This window comes from Stutzerimonas sp. VN223-3 (genome assembly GCF_045999685.1).
Taxonomy (GTDB): Bacteria; Pseudomonadota; Gammaproteobacteria; order Pseudomonadales; family Pseudomonadaceae; genus Stutzerimonas; species Stutzerimonas stutzeri_AR.
Genome location: NZ_RBEC01000003.1, coordinates 615,444 through 633,625 on the forward strand (window position 1 = coordinate 615,444; position 18,182 = coordinate 633,625).

At 58.4% G+C, this 18,182-nt stretch carries 20 protein-coding genes; 6 read left to right on the plus strand and 14 right to left on the minus strand.

The window, feature by feature from the left end; genetic code table 11:
- Positions 1–188: 188 nt before the first annotated feature.
- Positions 189–968 carry a helix-turn-helix domain-containing protein gene (locus D7241_RS18730; protein WP_408102791.1) on the minus strand — a complete coding sequence of 260 codons (780 nt, stop codon included), beginning with the start codon at positions 966–968 and terminating at the stop codon, positions 189–191.
- Positions 969–1,108: 140 nt separating this feature from the next.
- On the opposite strand from D7241_RS18730, the gene lon reads away from it, so the two are divergent.
- From lon to cmoB, 4 genes are all read left to right on the plus strand, one after another.
- On the plus strand, positions 1,109–3,490 hold the full coding sequence (lon, locus tag D7241_RS18735) for an endopeptidase La (RefSeq protein ID WP_408102792.1): 2,382 nt from the start codon (positions 1,109–1,111) through the stop codon (positions 3,488–3,490).
- A gap of 179 nt (positions 3,491–3,669) precedes the next feature.
- The gene (locus D7241_RS18740) at positions 3,670–4,065 is read left to right on the plus strand and encodes a protease inhibitor I42 family protein (protein ID WP_408102793.1); all 396 of its coding nucleotides are present in this window, start codon (positions 3,670–3,672) and stop codon (positions 4,063–4,065) included.
- 105 nt (positions 4,066–4,170) lie between these two features.
- Positions 4,171–4,914, plus strand: a complete 744-nt coding sequence (gene cmoA, locus D7241_RS18745) for a carboxy-S-adenosyl-L-methionine synthase CmoA (RefSeq protein WP_408102794.1) — start codon at positions 4,171–4,173, stop codon at positions 4,912–4,914.
- Entirely contained in the window at positions 4,911–5,873 is a 963-nt protein-coding gene (gene cmoB, locus D7241_RS18750; protein ID WP_408102795.1) for a tRNA 5-methoxyuridine(34)/uridine 5-oxyacetic acid(34) synthase CmoB, read from the plus strand. The genes cmoA and cmoB overlap by 4 nt, the downstream gene beginning before the upstream one ends.
- Here the strand turns inward: cmoB and D7241_RS18755 are convergent.
- The gene (locus tag D7241_RS18755) at positions 5,870–6,163 is read right to left on the minus strand and encodes a hypothetical protein (protein ID WP_408102796.1); all 294 of its coding nucleotides are present in this window, start codon (positions 6,161–6,163) and stop codon (positions 5,870–5,872) included. The genes cmoB and D7241_RS18755 overlap by 4 nt on opposite strands.
- Positions 6,164–6,323: 160 nt before the next feature.
- Between D7241_RS18755 and D7241_RS18760 the strand changes: the two genes are divergently transcribed.
- Together D7241_RS18760 and D7241_RS18765 are read left to right on the plus strand one after the other, a co-directional pair.
- A complete protein-coding gene (locus D7241_RS18760) occupies positions 6,324–7,214 on the plus strand; it encodes a LysR family transcriptional regulator (RefSeq protein ID WP_408102963.1) in 891 nt (296 codons plus the stop codon).
- A 44-nt stretch (positions 7,215–7,258) separates the two neighbouring features.
- Complete coding sequence (locus D7241_RS18765) at positions 7,259–7,465, plus strand: DUF2905 domain-containing protein (RefSeq protein ID WP_408102797.1); 207 nt, start codon at positions 7,259–7,261, stop codon at positions 7,463–7,465.
- Between the two features lie 35 nt (positions 7,466–7,500).
- Here the strand turns inward: D7241_RS18765 and pdxJ are convergent, their stop codons facing one another.
- From pdxJ to rpoE, 12 genes are all read right to left on the minus strand, one after another.
- Positions 7,501–8,247 (minus strand): pyridoxine 5'-phosphate synthase, encoded by a 747-nt coding sequence (gene pdxJ / locus D7241_RS18770; RefSeq protein ID WP_408102798.1) that lies wholly within the window; start codon positions 8,245–8,247, stop codon positions 7,501–7,503.
- On the minus strand, positions 8,240–8,932 hold the full coding sequence (recO, locus tag D7241_RS18775) for a DNA repair protein RecO (RefSeq protein ID WP_408102799.1): 693 nt from the start codon (positions 8,930–8,932) through the stop codon (positions 8,240–8,242). Before recO ends, pdxJ begins: the two co-directional genes overlap by 8 nt.
- Positions 8,933–9,029: 97 nt before the next feature.
- Positions 9,030–9,941 (minus strand): GTPase Era, encoded by a 912-nt coding sequence (era, locus tag D7241_RS18780; protein WP_408102800.1) that lies wholly within the window; start codon positions 9,939–9,941, stop codon positions 9,030–9,032.
- Positions 9,934–10,623, minus strand: a complete 690-nt coding sequence (gene rnc / locus D7241_RS18785) for a ribonuclease III (protein WP_255981459.1) — start codon at positions 10,621–10,623, stop codon at positions 9,934–9,936. The genes era and rnc overlap by 8 nt, the downstream gene beginning before the upstream one ends.
- On the minus strand, positions 10,620–10,997 hold the full coding sequence (locus tag D7241_RS18790) for a DUF4845 domain-containing protein (RefSeq protein WP_255981456.1): 378 nt from the start codon (positions 10,995–10,997) through the stop codon (positions 10,620–10,622). The genes rnc and D7241_RS18790 overlap by 4 nt, the downstream gene beginning before the upstream one ends.
- Before the next feature lie 88 nt (positions 10,998–11,085).
- Complete coding sequence (gene lepB, locus D7241_RS18795) at positions 11,086–11,943, minus strand: signal peptidase I (protein WP_408102801.1); 858 nt, start codon at positions 11,941–11,943, stop codon at positions 11,086–11,088.
- 1 nt (position 11,944) lies between these two features.
- Positions 11,945–13,744, minus strand: a complete 1,800-nt coding sequence (lepA, locus tag D7241_RS18800; RefSeq protein WP_408102802.1) for a translation elongation factor 4 — start codon at positions 13,742–13,744, stop codon at positions 11,945–11,947.
- Positions 13,745–13,931: 187 nt separating this feature from the next.
- Positions 13,932–15,347 (minus strand): DegQ family serine endoprotease, encoded by a 1,416-nt coding sequence (locus D7241_RS18805; protein WP_408102803.1) that lies wholly within the window; start codon positions 15,345–15,347, stop codon positions 13,932–13,934.
- Entirely contained in the window at positions 15,322–15,828 is a 507-nt protein-coding gene (locus tag D7241_RS18810) for a SoxR reducing system RseC family protein (protein WP_408102804.1), read from the minus strand. Before D7241_RS18810 ends, D7241_RS18805 begins: the two co-directional genes overlap by 26 nt.
- Positions 15,825–16,769 carry a MucB/RseB C-terminal domain-containing protein gene (locus D7241_RS18815; protein WP_408102805.1) on the minus strand — a complete coding sequence of 315 codons (945 nt, stop codon included), beginning with the start codon at positions 16,767–16,769 and terminating at the stop codon, positions 15,825–15,827. Before D7241_RS18815 ends, D7241_RS18810 begins: the two co-directional genes overlap by 4 nt.
- Before the next feature lie 8 nt (positions 16,770–16,777).
- Positions 16,778–17,377 carry a sigma-E factor negative regulatory protein gene (locus D7241_RS18820; protein WP_408102806.1) on the minus strand — a complete coding sequence of 200 codons (600 nt, stop codon included), beginning with the start codon at positions 17,375–17,377 and terminating at the stop codon, positions 16,778–16,780.
- Positions 17,378–17,408: 31 nt separating this feature from the next.
- Complete coding sequence (gene rpoE / locus D7241_RS18825) at positions 17,409–17,990, minus strand: RNA polymerase sigma factor RpoE (protein WP_019342233.1); 582 nt, start codon at positions 17,988–17,990, stop codon at positions 17,409–17,411.
- Positions 17,991–18,182: the final 192 nt, after the last annotated feature.

The window sequence follows — 18,182 nt, forward strand, 5'->3', positions numbered from 1 at the left end:
TGCTCGCGCGCGAATTTGCGCAGCGGCTCGCCGAACGGGTAGGCGAATCTACGGCGGGAGGGTTTTGCGTTGTTGCGCAAAACTATGGAAGTTTTGCAGAAAGCTACGGGGTTTTCGGACTGTCAGACGCCGTCATGAAAGTTCGCTAGGCCGATGCGAACTAATGACTTAATAACGACAAACGCACCTTATCGGTGCGCTTTCGGCTCAGTCGTTTCGTCGCTGCTGCGCAATCTTTTGGGCGTCAGTCCGAGATAACGTCGTGTGGCGGTGGTCAATGCACTCTGGCTGGAAAAGCCACACTCTTCGGCAATTCTTACCAGCGGCAACGGACTTTCCCGTAATAAACGGCTGGCTCGATCAAGGCGGCTTTTAAGCAAGTATTGATGGGGTGTGAGGCCGACGCTGTCCTTGAACTGCGCGTGGAAGTGGCTGGGGCTCAGACAGACCACCTGTGCCAGCTCGGCAACGGTGATCCGTCGCGCCAGATTGCTTTCGATGTGAGCATCGAGACGGGAGATATCCAGCGCACCGGTCGGCCGCCGCGTTGACTCTCCGAATACACGCAAATGCAGCGCCCGCAGCAGCACGCCACCCAGCGCACGCGCCAGCAGCGGATCGCTACCGTAGCGCGCAAGCTCGGCGCCAGCGTAATTGAGCAGATTATGAAAATCGGCATCCAGTGCGGGATAGCGTGGCGTCTCGAACAACTGGGCCAATAAGCGCGGATCATCATTACTCACGTCTTGCTCGTCGAGATCGATGATCAGCATGCGGTTGTCGCCCTTGCCAGCAAACTCATGCTCGGCATGGCCCGGCACCAGACAAGCACGCATGCGACAGACCTCCCCGCCCGAGCCGTCCACTTCGAATTCCGCGCTGCCGGCCAGCGACAGCACCAATTGATGGTAGTCGTGGGCATGTTCGTGGGCCTGATCATCGAGGCGAAGGAGACGGGCGTTGAGCATGGCGGGGTACCTAACGTGTCGCGGCACTCTACCGGAGCGGGCGTAGTTTTTACAGGCGCGGAAACGGCACCGGGATCGATTGGATTGAAATCATTTGCCCGAGACCCATCTAAGGAACATGTAATCGAAACAGGTGCCGCATGAACGACGACAGCAATCAGGAATTCGAGCAGGACATTTCTTCTACCGGCCTGGTGCTGCCGGATCAGGAACTGCCGGACAAGCTTTACGTCATCCCGGTGCACAACCGGCCTTTCTTTCCCGCTCAGGTGCTGCCGGTTATCGTCAACGAGGAGCCTTGGGCCGAAACCCTGGAGCGGGTATCGAAGACACCGCACCAGCGCCTTGCGCTGTTCTATATGGACACGCCGGTACAGGATGCAGCCAGTTTCGATCCCGACAGCCTGCCCGAACACGGCACCATGGTTCGCGTGCATCACGCATCCAAGGAGGGCGGCAAGTTGCAGTTCGTCGCCCAAGGCATGGCGCGCGTGCGGGTCCGTGGCTGGTTACGACGTAAGCCGCCGTATCTGGTGGAGGTGGATTACCCGCAGAGCGACGAAGATCCGCGCGACGAGGTGAAGGCCTACGGCATGGCGCTGATCAATGCGATCAAGGAGCTGCTGCCGCTCAATCCGCTATACAGCGAAGAGTTGAAGAACTACCTCAATCGCTTCAGCCCGAACGCACCGTCGCCGCTGACCGACTTTGCCGCCGCCCTGACCACCGCGCCAGGCCTGGAATTGCAGGAAGTGCTGGACACAGTTCCAGTGCTCAAGCGTATGGAGAAAGTCCTACCGCTGCTGCGCAAGGAAGTCGAAGTCGCGAAGCTGCAAAAGGAGCTCACCGGCGAGGTTAATCGCAAGATTGGCGAACGCCAGCGTGAGTTCTTCCTAAAGGAACAATTGAAGATCATCCAGCAGGAGCTGGGCATCACCAAGGACGACCGCAGCGCCGACGCCGATGAGTTCCGCTCGCGCCTGGAGGGCAAGGTGGTACCGCCCGCGGCACAAAAACGTATCGACGACGAACTGCAGAAGCTCTCGGTGCTGGAAACCGGCTCGCCGGAATACGCGGTGACCCGCAACTATCTGGATTGGGCCACTTCGATGCCTTGGGGCCTGTACAGCGAGGACAAGCTGGACCTCGCACGGGCGCGAAAGATACTCAACGAGCATCACGCCGGGCTCGACGACATCAAGAGCCGCATCATCGAGTTTCTCGCGGTAGGCGCGTTTCGCGGCGAGATCGCCGGTTCCATCGTGTTGCTGGTCGGCCCGCCAGGCGTGGGCAAAACCAGTATCGGCAAATCTATCGCGGAATCCCTGGGACGTCCGTTCTACCGATTCAGCGTCGGCGGCATGCGTGACGAGGCGGAGATCAAGGGCCATCGGCGCACCTACATCGGCGCGTTGCCCGGCAAAGTGGTGCAAGCCTTGAAGGAAGTCGAGGTGATGAACCCGGTGATCATGCTCGACGAGGTCGACAAACTGGGCAACAGCCATCAGGGCGATCCGGCCTCGGCGCTACTGGAAACCCTCGACCCGGAGCAGAACGTTGGCTTCCTGGATCACTACCTTGATTTGCGCCTCGACCTTTCCAAAGTGCTGTTCGTCTGCACGGCTAACAGCCTTTATTCGATCCCCGGGCCGCTGCTCGATCGTATGGAGATCATTCGCCTATCCGGTTACATCACCGAAGAGAAGCTCGCCATCGCCAAGCGCCACCTATGGCCGCGGCAGCTGGAGCGGGCCGGTGTACCGAAGAATCGCCTGTCGATCAGCGACAGCGCGTTGCGCGGCTTGATCGAGGGTTATGCACGGGAAGCCGGGGTGCGGCAGCTGGATAAGCAGCTCGGCAAGCTGGTACGCAAGGCCGTGGTCAAGTTGCTGGTCGAACCCGATAGCAAGATCAAGATCGGCCCGAAGGACATCGAGAGCTACCTGGGCATGGCGTTCTGGCATCCAGAGCAATTGCTCAACGGCGTCGGCGTGGTTACCGGGCTCGCGTGGAACAGCATGGGCGGCGCCACCCTGCCGATCGAGGCGACGCGCATCCATACGCTCAACCGCGGCTTCAAACTCACCGGCAAGCTGGGCGAGGTGATGAAGGAGTCGGCCGAAATCGCCTTCAGCTACGTGAACGCGCATCTGAAAGAATTCAAAGGCGACCCGAAATTCTTCGATCAAGCCTTCGTGCATATGCATGTGCCGGAAGGCGCGACGCCGAAAGACGGTCCCAGCGCTGGCATCAGCATGGCCAGCGCGCTGCTATCGCTGGCACGCAACCAGGCACCGAAGAAAGGCGTGGCGATGACCGGCGAGCTGACCCTGACCGGCCTGGTCCTGCCCATCGGTGGCCTGCGTGAAAAGGTGATCGCGGCCCGGCGCCTGAAGCTCTACGAACTGATCATCCCCGAGCTGAACCGGGGTGACTTCGAGGAGCTGCCGGACTACTTGAAAGAAGGCCTGACGATGCATTTCGCCAAGCGCTTCAGCGATGTGGTGAAGGTGCTGTTCTGATCCGGTGAACTCAACGGGCCGCGACTTGCGTAGCGCGGCCCGCTCGTTTACGTGCAGAACCCGATAGCAGCACGAACAACCCTGACAATCATACTGATGCCTTTACGATCGGCTGCCAGGGTCTTAAGGTTTTACCCCAACACCCGAGCATTTCTTTTCCTTCTTGAGCCGGTCGCCCCATGCACTCTGTTCTGCCCCGCCTGCTGCCGTTCGCTTCCCTGCTCCTGGTTGCCGGCTGCGCCAACACCCCGCCCAGTAGCGTCGCGCTGAACGACGATGCTGCCTGCCCGCTGTCATTGCAGCCCGGCCAGACGTTGATCCTTAGCCTGCCCAGCAATCCGGCTACCGGTTATCGCTGGAATCTTCGCGACGCCTCAGCCGAGCAACTAGAGAGCCTCGGCCCGGAAGTGTTCACTTCGCCGGAGAACGGCATGATCGGCGGCGACGGTGTCTCGACATGGCGATTCGAGGCGGCCGATACCGGTAGCGGCCGTCTATTTCTCACCTATCAGCGCCCGTGGGAAACCGACGCGGAGCCGACCGGTCTGTTCGACTGCCGTATCGAAGTCCAGTAATCGCGAATACAAAGCGCCTGCGCCGACCGTCCGCTTGCGAACGGCTATCCGAGCGGCTTTCCGCTACAATGCAGCCCCTGTTTTTCAGCCTGCCCAGACGCCGCCGTGACCCACGATCCAGACCGCCTTTTTGCTCATCCTCTCGCCCAACCCCAGGACTTTGCGTTCAACGAAGACGTGGTGCGGGTGTTTCCCGACATGATCAAGCGCTCGGTACCGGGCTACCCCGCCATCGTCGAGAACATCGGCGTGTTGGCTGCGCAATTCGCTCAGTCGAATACTCGCCTCTATGATCTGGGCTGTTCGCTGGGTGCAGTGACCCAGGCGCTGCGTCGGCACGTTAAAACCGATAACTGCCAGGTGATCGCCGTAGATAATTCCGCCGCGATGGTCGAGCGTTGTCGCGAATATCTACATGCGCAGGACTCGATGTTTCAGGAGTTGTTGCCGGCCGAGGTGATCGAGGCGGATGTCCTCGCGCTCGACTTCCAGCCGTCCTCTCTGGTTGCGCTTAACTTTACCTTGCAGTTCATTCCGCGCGAACAGCGGCCAGTCCTGCTCGGCAAGATCCGCCAGGCGCTGGTGCCGGGAGGCGCGTTGATCCTGTCGGAGAAACTGCGCTTCGAGGACGAACAGGAGCAGGAATTGCTCACTGACCTGCATATTGCCTTCAAGCGCGCCAATGGCTACAGCGAACTGGAAATCGCCCAGAAACGCAGCGCCATCGAAAACGTGATGAAGCCCGACAGCCTTGAAACCCACCGCCAGCGCTTGCTGGGCGCCGGTTTTTCCAAGGTTGTGCCCTGGTTCCAATGCCTGAATTTCGCCTCCTTGATCGCCCTGCCATGAACCTTGATCTGACTTCTCTCGCCTGGCGTCTGGCCGGTACCCCGCTGGCCGCTTGGGCCAATGGCCTGCAACAGCAACTCGACGCCAAGCTCGCCATCGGTCACGGGGATTTGCCGCGCTGGCGTCGTGCAGTCGATGCGCTGCCGAATATCCAGCCTAGTGTCGTCGAGCTGCGCGATGCCTTCCGTCTTGAGGCGAATTGCGATGAGGCCACGCGTGCCGTTACCCATGACGCGCTGTTTGGCCTGTCGCCCTGGCGCAAGGGGCCATTCGACGTGTTCGGTGTTCACGTCGATACCGAGTGGCGTTCGGACTGGAAGTGGGATCGCGTCGCGCCGCATCTTGATCTTGCCGGCAAGCGCATCCTCGATGTCGGCTGCGGCAACGGCTACTACATGTGGCGCATGTTCGGCGCTGGCGCTGACTCGGTGGTGGGCGTCGACCCGAACTGGCTGTTTTTCTGCCAGTTCCATGCGATGAAGCGCTACCTCGAAGAACTGCCGGTCTGGCACCTGCCGATGGCGCTGGAGGAGCTGCCGGAGAAACTTGAAGGCTTCGACACGGTGTTTTCCATGGGTGTGCTCTACCACCGGCGTTCGCCCATCGACCATCTGCTAGACCTGAAGGACTGCCTGATCAAGGGCGGCGAGCTGGTGCTGGAAACCCTGGTGGTCGAAGGCAACGAGCACACCGCGCTGGTCCCGGAAGACCGCTACGCGCAGATGCGCAACGTCTGGTTCCTGCCCTCGGTCGCCGCCTTGGAGTGCTGGCTGCGCCGCGCGGGCTTCGTCGACGTGCATTGCGCCGACGTCAGCGTTACCAGCGTCGAAGAGCAGCGCAGCACTGAGTGGATGCGTTATCAGTCGCTACCTGACTTCCTCGATCCGCTGGACCACAGCAAAACCGTCGAAGGAATGCCAGCACCGATGCGCGCCGTGCTGATCGCTCGCAAGCCCTAAGCTACCCGTTCATGACAGCGCCGCCTGCGCTGCTCAGCGACAATCTGCCGCAACGGCAGCGCAGCCCTTTCGCGAAGCCTCGGCCTGCTCAGATCGCGACTGCGAAGCTGACGATCACTCAGGGCCAGCAGTTGCCGATACAAGCATCGCTTGCGCCACGCCTTGTACCAGTCGGCGATGATCTGCTGGAGCCCTACCGGCCACATCGCCGGTAGATACACGTCCGGCATGGCCGGCCCACGCCGATCCGCAGCCACGCGGCATTGCTGCCGCCGTTCGGAATTTCGCATCGCAACCTCCTACTATTCAGAGGGTGCACAGGCGCACCCGATGCCTGTCGACTGCAACTCGCGTGTCGACAGCATCAGGTTGAGCGCCCTTGACGATTCAGACAAACGACTACAATAGAACTCTCGATTCAGAAAAATTGAAGGCGAACCCATGCCCGGTATGCCCGAAGAATTTCCTCAGTCCGCCATGCCTTTGCTGGAAATCGACGTACTGCGAACATTCGTTTCCATCGCCGAAAGCGGCAGCTTCACGCGCGCGGCCGGGCAGATATTTCGCACTACCTCAGCCGTCAGCATGCAAATCAAACGCCTGGAAACCATGCTCGGCTGCACGCTATTCATCAGGGAGGCCCGACGCATCGCCCTTACTGCAGAAGGCGAACGATTGCTGGGCTATGCGCGCAGGCTGCTCAAACTTAATGAGGAAACGGTCAGCGCATTCATCGCGCCGCGACTGAATGGGCGGGTTCGCTTTGGCACGCCGGCAGACATCGGCACGCACATCCTGCCTGGCCTGCTATCACTATTCGCACGGACTCATCCGGGAGTCGAAGTGAATGTATCGGTGGGACGTAGCATCGATATGATCCAGCGCATCGACACTGGCGAGCTGGATGTGGCTCTGGTGAGCGTCGGCAATCTCGGCCAGGACGATTCACGCGGTGAGGTCATTCACAGCGAGCCGCTGGTCTGGGCCGGTAGGACGGGCGGTGTCGCGGTGGAGCGCAACCCATTGCCGCTGGCTCTGGCCAGTGCTGATTGCGCTTGGCGGCGCCAGGCGCTGGACGCGCTCGACCGAGCTGATCGCTCGTATCGCATCGCCTACTCCAGCGAGCAGTGTGCCGGTCAGGAAGCGGCGATGATCGCCGATCTTGCAGTTGCGCCGTATCCGCTGAGCCTGGTCAGGCCTCCGCTGAAGCGGCTGGAGGAAGGCGCCAGCCTGCCATCACTCGGCGAGTATCAGATCAAGCTGCTATGCGCCGCGGAGCGCAGCGAGCCGGTAGAGGTGCTTTCACGACATGTCGTGGCAGCCTTTGCCGCCTACCACTGACGAGCCGGATGGCGAGGCCTGAGATGAATTGATCGGGAGGCGGAATGGCGAAATGGCTGATATATGCAGGTGTGGTACTACTCCTACTCGGCGTTGCCCTTCACTACGCGCCGGGGCTACTGAGTTGGTTCGGCAAGCTGCCGGGCGATATCCGCATCGAATCGGAACGCAGTAGGACCTTCATTCCGATCAGCTCGATGGTGATCCTGAGCGTGGTGTTGACGATTCTGTTGAACCTGTTCAGACGCTAGCTAGGCGACCCGCCGTGAACAGATCGCCACGCTTGTCAGCCGCGAGCTGCCGCGGCCAGAATGAGGTGCTTCATTTCCTTGACGGCCTGCTTGAAGCCAACAAACAGCGCGTGGGCGACGATGGCGTGCCCGATGTTCAGCTCGTTGACCCCACGGATCGCGGCGATCGCCTCGGCATTGTGGTAATGCAGCCCATGGCCTGCATTGACAATCAACCCGTGGCCAAGGCCTGACTCGACGCCTTCACGAATCCGCGCCAGCTCACTGGCACGTTCGGCCACGCTATGCGCATCGGCATAGCGCCCGGTATGCAACTCGATGGCCGGAGCGCCGATACGTGCGGCAGCTTCGATCTGGCGCGGATCGGCGTCGATGAACAACGAAACTTCTGCGCCACAGGCGGCCAGCCGATCGACCGCATCCCGAATACGAGACTCCTGACCAGCCACGTCGAGTCCGCCTTCGGTAGTGAGCTCCTGACGCGTCTCTGGCACAAGGCAAACATGCTCCGGGCGTAATTGCTCGGCGAAAGTCAACATCGCCTCAGTGACGCCCATCTCGAAGTTCATCCTCGTCTGCAGGGCGTCTTTCATCATCAGCACATCGCGTTCCTGAATATGCCGGCGATCTTCACGCAGGTGGACTGTGATGCCGTCTGCACCCGCCTCTTCGGCATCCAGCGCGGCTTTGACCGGGTCGGGATAGCGCGTGCCGCGCGCCTGGCGCAGGGTGGCGACGTGATCGACGTTGACGCCGAGCAGGATTCGATTGGCTTCAGTCACGTGGGGCCTCCTTCATGTTCATGAACAGTTCGCGGCTGACCAACGGTCGGCCACCTAGGTGTGGCGCCAGCGCCTGGCGCATCAATCGTTTCGCTGCCGCCAGCGCCCCTGGCAAGCTCCAGTCAACTTCGGCCATTGCAAGCAGTTCCGCGCCGTTGAACAGCCCCGGCTGAAACTGACCCACCGGTTCCAACCCGGCATCGGGCAACAGGCGATAGAGCCCATCGCTGGCAATCGGCTGGCCAGCGATATCCTTATCCAAGGCGAAACCATAGCCGAGCTCAGTCAACAGTCGCCACTCGAACGAGCGCAGAATTGGCTCCAGCGGGCGCTTGGCCGCCAGCGCCGGCAAAGTCGCGGCGTAGTGTTCGAACATGGCGGGATGGGCATCTTCAGCAGGAAGCAGGCGGATCAGTAGTTCGTTTAGATACATGCCGCTGAACAGCGCGTTGCCGTCGAGCCAGAAAGCCAGGCCGGCACTTTCCAACCGCCCCACACTCTTCAGCTCGCCACGCCCACGAAACTCAACCTCGAGCGGTACGAAAGGCCGAGCCAGAGTACCCGCCTTGCCTCGCGCACCGCGCAACACCGCCCGCAGCCGCCCCTGCGGTGTAAAGAAATCCACCAGGGCGCTGCTCTCGCGATAGGGGCGACTGTGCAGGACGAAAGCGGTTTGGCTGGTCATGGGATTCAGACTGGAGACTGGATGTCAAAGCTTAAAGCTTCGCTCAGCTTGAGCTTGAGCTTGAGCTTGAGCTTCTTGGAGCTTGTCGCTGCTTTATTCAGCTGTATCCCAGCGAGTGCAAAGCACGCTCGTCGTCGGACCAGCCGCTCTTCACCTTCACCCAAAGGTTGAGCATGACCTTGGAATCGAACAACACTTCCATGTCTTTGCGCGCTTCCTGACCGATGCGCTTAATGCGCTCACCCTTGTCGCCGATGATGATTTTTTTCTGCCCGTCGCGCTCGACCAAGATCAACGCGTGGATATGCAGCACATGCCCTTGCTGCTTGAAATCCTCGATCTCGACCGTGATTTGGTAGGGCACTTCGGCACCGAGCTGCCGCATGATCTTTTCCCGTACCAGCTCGGCTGCCAAGAAGCGGCTGCTGCGATCAGTGATCTGATCTTCCGGGAAGAAATGCTCGCCTTCGGGCAGATGCGAGGCCACTAGTTTCTCGAATACATCGAGATTCTGCCCGTGTTGGGCTGATATCGGCACGATCTCGGCTTTTGGCAATTGCTGCGCCAGCCACTCGAAATGCGGCAATAGCTCACCCTTGTCCTCGACGCGATCGGTCTTGTTCACCGCGACGATCACCGGGCCTTCAACGTATTGCACGCGTTCGAGCACTAATTGGTCCTCATCGGTCCAGCGCGTGCGATCGACAACGAAAATCACCACATCGACATCCTTCAATGCCGAGGACGCGGTGCGGTTCATATAGCGATTGAGGGCGGTCTCGCCGTTCTTGTGCAGACCGGGCGTATCGACGTAGACGGCCTGGACGGCACCTTCGGTCTTTATCCCAAGCATGTTGTGGCGCGTGGTCTGAGGCTTGCGTGATGTAATCGCGAGCTTCTGTCCGAGGACGTGGTTGAGCAACGTCGACTTGCCAACATTGGGACGGCCGACAATTGCCACATAACCACAGCGGCTTACGGCATCGTCTTCCATACGCACATCAGTCATTACCATTCTCCACGCCCAAGGCGATCAGTGCCGAGGCAGCGGCAACCTGTTCGGCAATACGCCGGCTGGCACCCTGCCCTTGCGTTTTCTCGTTGAGCAGCGACACCTGGCACTCAACGAAGAACGTTCGGCAGTGCGGATCCCCCTGAATGGCGACCACTTCATATTTCGGCAGCTCGCAGGCACGCGATTGGAGAAATTCCTGCAAACGGGTTTTCGGATCCTTATTGGTGTCGACCAGCGTCAGTCCTTCCAGTTCGTTGGCGAGCCAGGCGAGCACGCGGTCGCGTGCGGCCTCCATGCCAGCGTCCAGATAAATGGCGCCGATCAGTGCCTCAAGTGTGTCGGCGAGAATGGATTCGCGACGGAAACCGCCGCTCTTCAGCTCACCCGAGCCGAGGCGCAAGTATTCGCCGAGCTCAAAACCGCGAGCGAGCACCGCCAGGGTCTCGCCCTTGACCAGGCGTGAACGCAGACGGGACAGCTGCCCTTCCTTGGCTTGCGGAAAGTGGGTGAACAGCGCCTCGCCGGCGATGAAGTTGAGAATGGCATCACCGAGAAACTCCAAACGCTCATTGTTGCGTCCGGCATAGCTGCGATGCGTCAGGGCCAGAAGCATCAGCTCCTGATCCTTGAATTGATATCCGAGCTTGCGCTCGAGACGGGCTAACGAAGTGCTCACGGCATCCTTAGGCGATATTCTTTATCGAAGTTCGCCACCAGATCGAGGTTTCGGATCAGGGGCTCGCGTTTTTCGTAGTTCAGGTTGACCTTGAACTCATTGTTTTCAATCACGACCTTCATCGCCTCTTCGAGATCAAGGTCGCGAATGCCATTCACATCCATTCCCTTGCGCACATGGCTATAGAAGTCACGCACCGTGCGGACCTCCGTGGCCTGGTCACTTTCCACTGCGCTGATGATCTTGTCCATGGACATATAATCAAAGTAGTGCGGCAGCATCTTGAATGCAGTACTGGCAAAGAACGCCACCAGCGCAAGCACCATGATCCAGCTCAGCATGGACAGCCCTTTTTGCGAACGAGCAAAACTCATGTCGACCTCTATGTCGTACGTTACCCACCGATCGGGTTGCTTAAATATAGCGAGCCGGGCCAGGAGAACCGGGCCCTGATTCACAGACTCAGTGAATCAGCCCGACTCGCGAAAAGTTTGGCAGGTTGCTGAATTTCGGATCTGGCCAGCTCATCCATATGGCAAACGCTTTGCCGACGATGTTGCGGTCCGGAACCATGCCAGCCAGGTCGGCGGGAATCGCCGCATCGTGCCAGTAGCGACTGTCATTGGAGTTATCGCGGTTGTCGCCCATCATGAAGTAGTGACCTTCCGGGACGCGCCACTCGCGGTCAGGTTCGACTCGATAACGGCCCATTTCCTTGCGAATCAGGTGCTCCACTTCGCCCAGCTTTTCCTGATACAGCTTGGCACTACCCAAGCTGCCCGGCTCCTCGCCAATGAGCATTTCGGGAACCGGCTTGCCATTTATGCTCAGACGCTTATTGCTGCTATAGCGAATCACATCACCCGGAAGGCCAATGACGCGCTTGATGTAATTGATATTCGGGTCGCTCGGATAACGAAACACCATTACATCGCCGCGCTGCGGATCGCTGACGTCGATGATCTTCATATCGACTACCGGCAGACGGATGCCATAGGCGAACTTATTGACCAGGATAAAATCACCCACCTCGAGTGTCGGGATCATCGAACCGGACGGAATCTGAAACGGCTCGATAAGAAACGAGCGCAACACCAGCACGATAGCCAGCACAGGAAAGAAAGATTTGCCGTACTCGATCAGAACCGGTTCTTTGTTCAGCGCATCTAGCGTCGATTGATCAGGCTCGCCGCCAGTGCGGCCTTCATAGTTGGCTATTGCAGCCCGGCGGCGAGGTGCGAAAAACACCATATCGATAAGCGTTAGAAAACCGCATACCGCAACGGCAATTACCAGCAACAGCGGGAAATTGATCGACATATCAGCTATCTACCTTCAGCACCGCGAGGAAAGCTTCTTGCGGGATTTCAACGTTGCCGACCTGCTTCATGCGCTTCTTGCCGGCCTTTTGCTTTTCCAACAACTTGCGCTTGCGGCTTACGTCACCGCCGTAACACTTGGCCAGGACATTCTTGCGCAACGCCTTTACAGTACTTCGCGCAACGATCTGGCCACCAATGGCCGCCTGGATCGCCACGTCGAACATCTGCCGGGGAATGAGCTCCTTCATTTTCTCGACCAGCATGCGGCCTTTGTAATGCGCATTGTCGCGATGCACGATAAGCGCCAGCGCATCGACCTTGTCGCCGTTGATCAGAATGTCCAGGCGGGTCAGGTTGGCCGATTGGAAGCATTCGAAGCTGTAATCCAGAGAGGCGTAACCACGGCTAACCGATTTCAGCCGATCAAAGAAATCCAGAACCACTTCGCTCATGGGCAAGTCATAACGCACCTGCACCTGTGTTCCTAGAAACTGCAAATCCCTCTGCACGCCACGCTTCTCGATACACAGCGTGATAACGCTGCCTAGGTGCTCCTGCGGCACCAGAATGTTGGCCCGCACAATGGGCTCTCGCATATCTTCGATAGAGGACAAGTCGGGAAGCTTGGACGGACTGTCAACGTACAGCGTGTCGCCATTCTTCAGCGCAAGCTCATAGACCACCGTTGGCGCGGTCGTTATCAAGTCGAGATCGTATTCCCGCTCGAGCCGTTCCTGGATGATTTCCATGTGCAGCATGCCAAGGAAACCGATGCGGAAACCGAAGCCCAGCGCGTCGGAGCTTTCAGGCTCGTATTGCAGGGCGGCATCGTTTAGCGTGAGCTTCTGCAGCGCTTCACGGAAATCTTCGAAGTCGTCGGAGCTGACCGGAAACAAGCCGGCATAGACCTGCGGCTTGACCCGCTTGAAGCCGGGCAGCATCTCGACGTCCGGTGTATTGGAGAGCGTCAGCGTGTCACCCACCGGCGCACCATGGATGTCTTTTATGCCAGCGATGATGAAGCCTACTTCGCCAGCCTTGAGATCGGCCGTACTGGTGTGTTTCGGGTTGAATACGCCGACGCTGTCGACCTGATGCATCTTCCCGGTGGACTTGACCAGAACCTTGTCGCCCTTCTTGATCCGACCATGACGGACCCGCACGAGCGAGACAACGCCCAGATAATTGTCGAACCAGGAATCGATGATCAGCGCCTGCAACGGCGCATCAATTTCGCCCGTTGGCGGCGGAATGACTTCCACCAGGCGCTCCAAGACATCGTCCACACCCATGCCGCTCTTGGCACTGCAAGCGACGGCATCGGTAGCATCTATACCAATGATGTGCTCGATTTCGTCCTTTACTTTGTCGGGGTCGGCCTGGGGCAAGTCCATCTTGTTCAAGACAGGCATCACTTCCAGGCCCTGTTCGATCGCCGTATAGCAGTTGGCAACCGATTGAGCTTCGACTCCCTGACCTGCATCGACGACCAACAGCGCACCTTCACAGGCCGCCAACGAACGGCTCACCTCATAGGTGAAATCCACGTGCCCCGGGGTGTCAATGAAATTTAGCTGGTAGGTTTTGCCGTCCCTAGCTTTGTAGTACAGCGTGACGCTATGCGCCTTGATGGTGATGCCTCTTTCACGCTCGAGATCCATCGAATCCAGCACCTGCGCGTTCATTTCACGCTCGGTCAGACCACCACACATCTGGATGAAACGGTCAGCCAGGGTCGACTTGCCATGATCGATGTGCGCGATGATGGAGAAATTGCGGATATGACTCAGGTCGCTCACAGCTAAACACTCGAATATGCCGCGAGCTGACTGCCCGCCGAAAATAGCCGCAGAGTGTACCTGATCGGTCTATTCAGCGCCACGCCGCCTCAGAACCCAACCCAGCAGGTCCGTGAACCAAGCCAGCGAAAACAATCCTTCAGAACAAAAAAAGAGGCCCGGAGGCCTCTTCTCTTTACCCAATCATTTACTCCGCAAGCTTGAACGTGATGAAGCTCGCTCGCCCTTGACGCAGTACCCGCATGGAAACCGACCGATTCTTCGGCAGCTGCTCCGCAACGCGGCCAAAGGTCGAAGCAGAATCGATAGCCTGATTGTTTAAATGTGTAATTACATCACCCGGACGCAGACCGATCATCGCGGCCGGACCACTCAATACCTCGGTGATTACCACGCCACCAGGCAAGTCCAGGCTGCGCTTTTGCTCGGCAGTTAATTCCGACACCTTGACGCCCAGCCGATTGCTGCTTTTTTCTGCGCGATCGCCTGTTGCCGCTAATTCCTCGCCCTCTTCCGGCAATGCGCCGATCGTGACGGTCAACGTCTCGCGGTCGCCATCGCGAACGATGCCAAGCTTAGCCTTGGTGTTCGGCTTGATCGTACCGATCAAATGCGGCAAGTCGGCAGACATATCAATGGCATTGTCATTGACACTGAGGATCACGTCGCCCACGCGCAAACCGCCCTGAGCTGCGGGGCCACCGTCCATCACTTGAGCGACCAGAGCGCCCGCCGGGCGCTCAAGCCCGAACGATTCGGCCAAGTCCCGATTGACCTCCTGGATGACCACACCCAGCCAGCCACGACTCACTTTGCCGTCAGTTCGTAACTGATCTGAAACGTCTAAGGCGACATCGATTGGAATAGCAAACGACAGGCCCATAAAACCGCCCGACCGTGTAAATATCTGCGAGTTGATGCCGATCACTTCGCCCTGCAGATTAAACAGCGGCCCGCCCGAATTACCGGGATTGATCGCGACATCGGTTTGAATGAAGGGAACATAACTTTCGTTTGGAAGGTTGCGCCCGGTCGCACTGACAATACCCGCCGTTACGGTGTGGTCGAAGCCGAACGGCGAACCAATTGCCAGTACCCACTCACCGACCTTCAATGCACTGGACGTTCCCAGCCTAACCGTCGGCAAACCGGTAGCTTCGATTTTTAGCAATGCCACGTCGGTACGAGGATCAGCACCGACCAGTGTTGCTTCCAGTTCACTGCGATCCGGCAATCGAACAATTATTTCGTCTGCATCGGCAACAACATGGTTATTGGTCAACACATAACCATCGGCCGAAATGATAAAGCCGGAGCCTAGCGACTGCGCCTCGCGCCGCTGATCCTGGCCCGGCATTTCCGGAATGCCATGTTCAAAGAACTCTCGAAAGATTGGGGGCAGTCCTTCGAGATCCGGCATGTGCGGGCTGGCAGCACGAGTCTGCACTTTTTGCTTGGTGCTGATATTGACTACTGCAGGCGAGGCGCTTTCAACCAGGGGCGTGAAATCGGGTAACTGCGCATTAGCCACCGCGACCTGCCCTAGAAAATACAGTGCAGCGACAAGAGCAAAGCAGCTATTCCGTTGAACCTTCAAAATCATTCTCCCTTGATGAAAACAAACCCACCCGGCCACCTGCCGCAGAGCCCACCGGCAATGCGCGCAACACAACTGGCTGCAAATTTGGATCGCCTGCAGTTTGCTGGCTGCGCTTACGCACGACCAGCCACGAAAACAGGAATCCCCCAAGCCCGGCAAGTATCACGTATGGCTCTGCTACCGAAAGCTTCGTAGCAATAAGCGCCGAAGTAAACAGCACAACCAGCGGGAAGAGATAAACAAGAATGGCGCCACGCAGCAACACGTCCTCACGGATACCGATGACGACCAAATCACCCACACGAAGCTGAAGATTGGATACCGCGCATATCAGCTCGCGTCGCTCGCGAACGCCAAGACGGTCCATCAGCCCTTGGCCACAACCGTTCTTGGCGGAACAGCCTGAACAGGTACTGTTACGTTGCGTCTCAACCCAAACAGCCCCAGGCTCTACAGCGATCACGCGCCCAGGCTCTTCAATCATCGCGACGCCTGTTCGGCCCCGGACCGCATCGACAGCGCGACTCGCTCAGCGGTACCCAGTGGAATCTCGCCAACGACCGTCACCATGACATCACCGCCGGCTGTGGAAATGCGCTTGGACACCGCCACCGTTGGTCCCATCTGGCTGCGTGCATCTTCAACTACAGCCCCGCGTAGCGGCTCCAGGAACACCGAAAAACGAGCGAGTCCGTCACCATAAGAGAGCCAAGCCACCGACTCGTCGGAAGCTGGACTGGGGCGAACGTTCGAGTCGAGCAACTGGAAACCCATCGGAAGCCAGTCAGAGTGCCATTTCGGTACTTTCGATTCACGCTCCGCATTCAATGAAACAGGCTTGCATGCCGACCCAGCCTGGACATCGGTGAGCTGAACTGAATCTGGAGAGAAATGGGTGAACTGGAAGCGCTCGAGCAGTTGGCCGTTCTCATCGAGCAGCAGGGACTTGAGCGGCAATGCCGTTTCGCGATCTAAGTGCAGTTCGAAACCGTAACGGTGCTGATCCTTCGGCCGAATAGCCAGTGCTACGGTGGGTCGCCCGGCAACTCGCGACTCACCAATGACCTGAAAGTCGTACCACTTGGAAAGTACGTTCGGATCGAACTGCTGGTGACGCCGAGACTGGGCATCTCGGACTTGAGATGCTAAATCCTCACTCGCGCACTGAACCTTGCCATCAACCAACGAAACCTCTGCTGGCGGACCGTCCAGTTGCAGCAAACGCTCGCGCAGCTTCTGATCATCTACAAACTGCCAGACGGCATGGCTGGAAAAACTACCGTTGCGCTCATACACGAAGGTGCCGAGGTAGCTCTGTTTTTTTTCAGCCGCCGCAAGACGTTGCATCCAGTCTTCAGCATCAGCAGCAAAGGCCGGCATTGATAGCCAGCCTCCGAGTACCACACACAGCGGTATTACACGCATGTTGTTCCTTAACGATCTTCCATGCTGGCAGCACGAGCATAAGGCAGCGCGCTTTCAGAGCCACTACCGAAAGCGGCCTGCTGTGCGTGCTGGCGGACGTACGCCGGCAAACGCTGTTCATGCCACCCTTCGACGGGCACCTGGGCACTCGCCGTCTGAGCTTCCGGCGCACCAGCATTTTCACTATAGCCAGCCAACACAGCTGGCCCTTGATTGGCCTGCGGCACCGCAATGCTAGGCTGAGCGGCCTGCTGCGCTACCTGCGGACCAGCGACTTCGCTCTGATTGTACAGGCGCACACCAGCTAGCACCGCTACGGTAACCGAAGCTGCAACGGCCAGACGCCCCATGTTACGCCAAGCAAAACGCTGTGGCTTAATCGCAGTAATGACAGGCTCGTCAGCCAAGGCAGCCGACACCGCCGAAGCAATATCCAGACGAGGCTCGACCAACTCCTTGTGCATTGCGGCACGAGCAATTTGATAACGCGACCAAGTCGATCGCATTTCGGTGTCGCCGTCTGCAGCAAGCACTCGACGTAATTCCAACTCGTCCGCTTCGTTATCCATCACCGCGGACAGCGATTCATGCAGGGCTTCACGACTCATGGCGGTTCCTCTCTTGGCTGTCGCCGCTGTCTCAGGATTCATGCAACAAGGGTTGCAATGCTTTATCGATGGCTTCCCGCGCCCGGAATATCCGTGAGCGGACCGTACCCACCGGACACTGCATGACGTTTGCAATGTCTTCATAACTAAGACCATCAAATTCACGCAGTGTTAGAGCCGTACGCAAATCTTCTGGTAGTTGCTGGATAGTTCTATGAACTGTGTCTTCTATTTCGTCCCTTAGAAGCGCGCGCTCCGGCGACTCGATGTCCTTGAGGGCGTGATCACCTTCATAGAACTCCGCATCTTCGGAACTGACATCGCTGTCAGGCGGCCGCCGTCCTCGGGCCACCAAATGATTTTTCGCCGTGTTGATGGCGATGCGGTACAGCCAGGTATAGAAGGCGCTGTCCCCGCGAAAATTCGCCAGCGCACGATAGGCTTTGATAAAGGCCTCCTGCGCAACATCCTGAGCTTCGTGAGAATCATGTACGAAGCGTACGATCAACCCAAGAATCTTATGCTGATACTTTAGTACCAACAGATCAAAAGCCCTTTTGTCTCCCCGCTGAACTCGTTCGACCAGTTGCTGGTCCTGCTCCTGGGTTAGCATAAACACTCCTCCATGACCTGGAAGGAGTGCTGCGCTCGCCAGCGAGCTGACCTGCCAGAATAGACCCGGGCTTTACACAAAAGTTCTCCCCCTCCAAGCAAGCTTTCCTGCAACACACCTGACGGCACTGGCAAGCAACGCCGCAAAACAGATCGTTTCGACAACGTTCTACTGGTATCCACAGCAAAAACC

Coding starts and splice junctions, on each gene's coding strand:
- era (WP_408102800.1), bottom strand. CDS start 9,941: ATGACTGATGTGCGTATGGAAGACGATGCCGTAAGCCGCTGTGGTTAT.
- recO (WP_408102799.1), bottom strand. CDS start 8,932: ATGACCAGCCAAACCGCTTTCGTCCTGCACAGTCGCCCCTATCGCGAG.
- rpoE (WP_019342233.1), bottom strand. CDS start 17,990: ATGCTAACCCAGGAGCAGGACCAGCAACTGGTCGAACGAGTTCAGCGG.
- D7241_RS18815 (WP_408102805.1), bottom strand. CDS start 16,769: ATGCGTGTAATACCGCTGTGTGTGGTACTCGGAGGCTGGCTATCAATG.
- lepB (WP_408102801.1), bottom strand. CDS start 11,943: ATGTCGATCAATTTCCCGCTGTTGCTGGTAATTGCCGTTGCGGTATGC.
- lon (WP_408102792.1), top strand. CDS start 1,109: ATGAACGACGACAGCAATCAGGAATTCGAGCAGGACATTTCTTCTACC.
- D7241_RS18805 (WP_408102803.1), bottom strand. CDS start 15,347: ATGATTTTGAAGGTTCAACGGAATAGCTGCTTTGCTCTTGTCGCTGCA.
- D7241_RS18820 (WP_408102806.1), bottom strand. CDS start 17,377: ATGAGTCGTGAAGCCCTGCATGAATCGCTGTCCGCGGTGATGGATAAC.
- cmoB (WP_408102795.1), top strand. CDS start 4,911: ATGAACCTTGATCTGACTTCTCTCGCCTGGCGTCTGGCCGGTACCCCG.
- D7241_RS18760 (WP_408102963.1), top strand. CDS start 6,324: ATGCCCGAAGAATTTCCTCAGTCCGCCATGCCTTTGCTGGAAATCGAC.
- D7241_RS18810 (WP_408102804.1), bottom strand. CDS start 15,828: ATGATTGAAGAGCCTGGGCGCGTGATCGCTGTAGAGCCTGGGGCTGTT.
- D7241_RS18730 (WP_408102791.1), bottom strand. CDS start 968: ATGCTCAACGCCCGTCTCCTTCGCCTCGATGATCAGGCCCACGAACAT.
- D7241_RS18755 (WP_408102796.1), bottom strand. CDS start 6,163: ATGCGAAATTCCGAACGGCGGCAGCAATGCCGCGTGGCTGCGGATCGG.
- D7241_RS18765 (WP_408102797.1), top strand. CDS start 7,259: ATGGCGAAATGGCTGATATATGCAGGTGTGGTACTACTCCTACTCGGC.
- D7241_RS18790 (WP_255981456.1), bottom strand. CDS start 10,997: ATGAGTTTTGCTCGTTCGCAAAAAGGGCTGTCCATGCTGAGCTGGATC.
- D7241_RS18740 (WP_408102793.1), top strand. CDS start 3,670: ATGCACTCTGTTCTGCCCCGCCTGCTGCCGTTCGCTTCCCTGCTCCTG.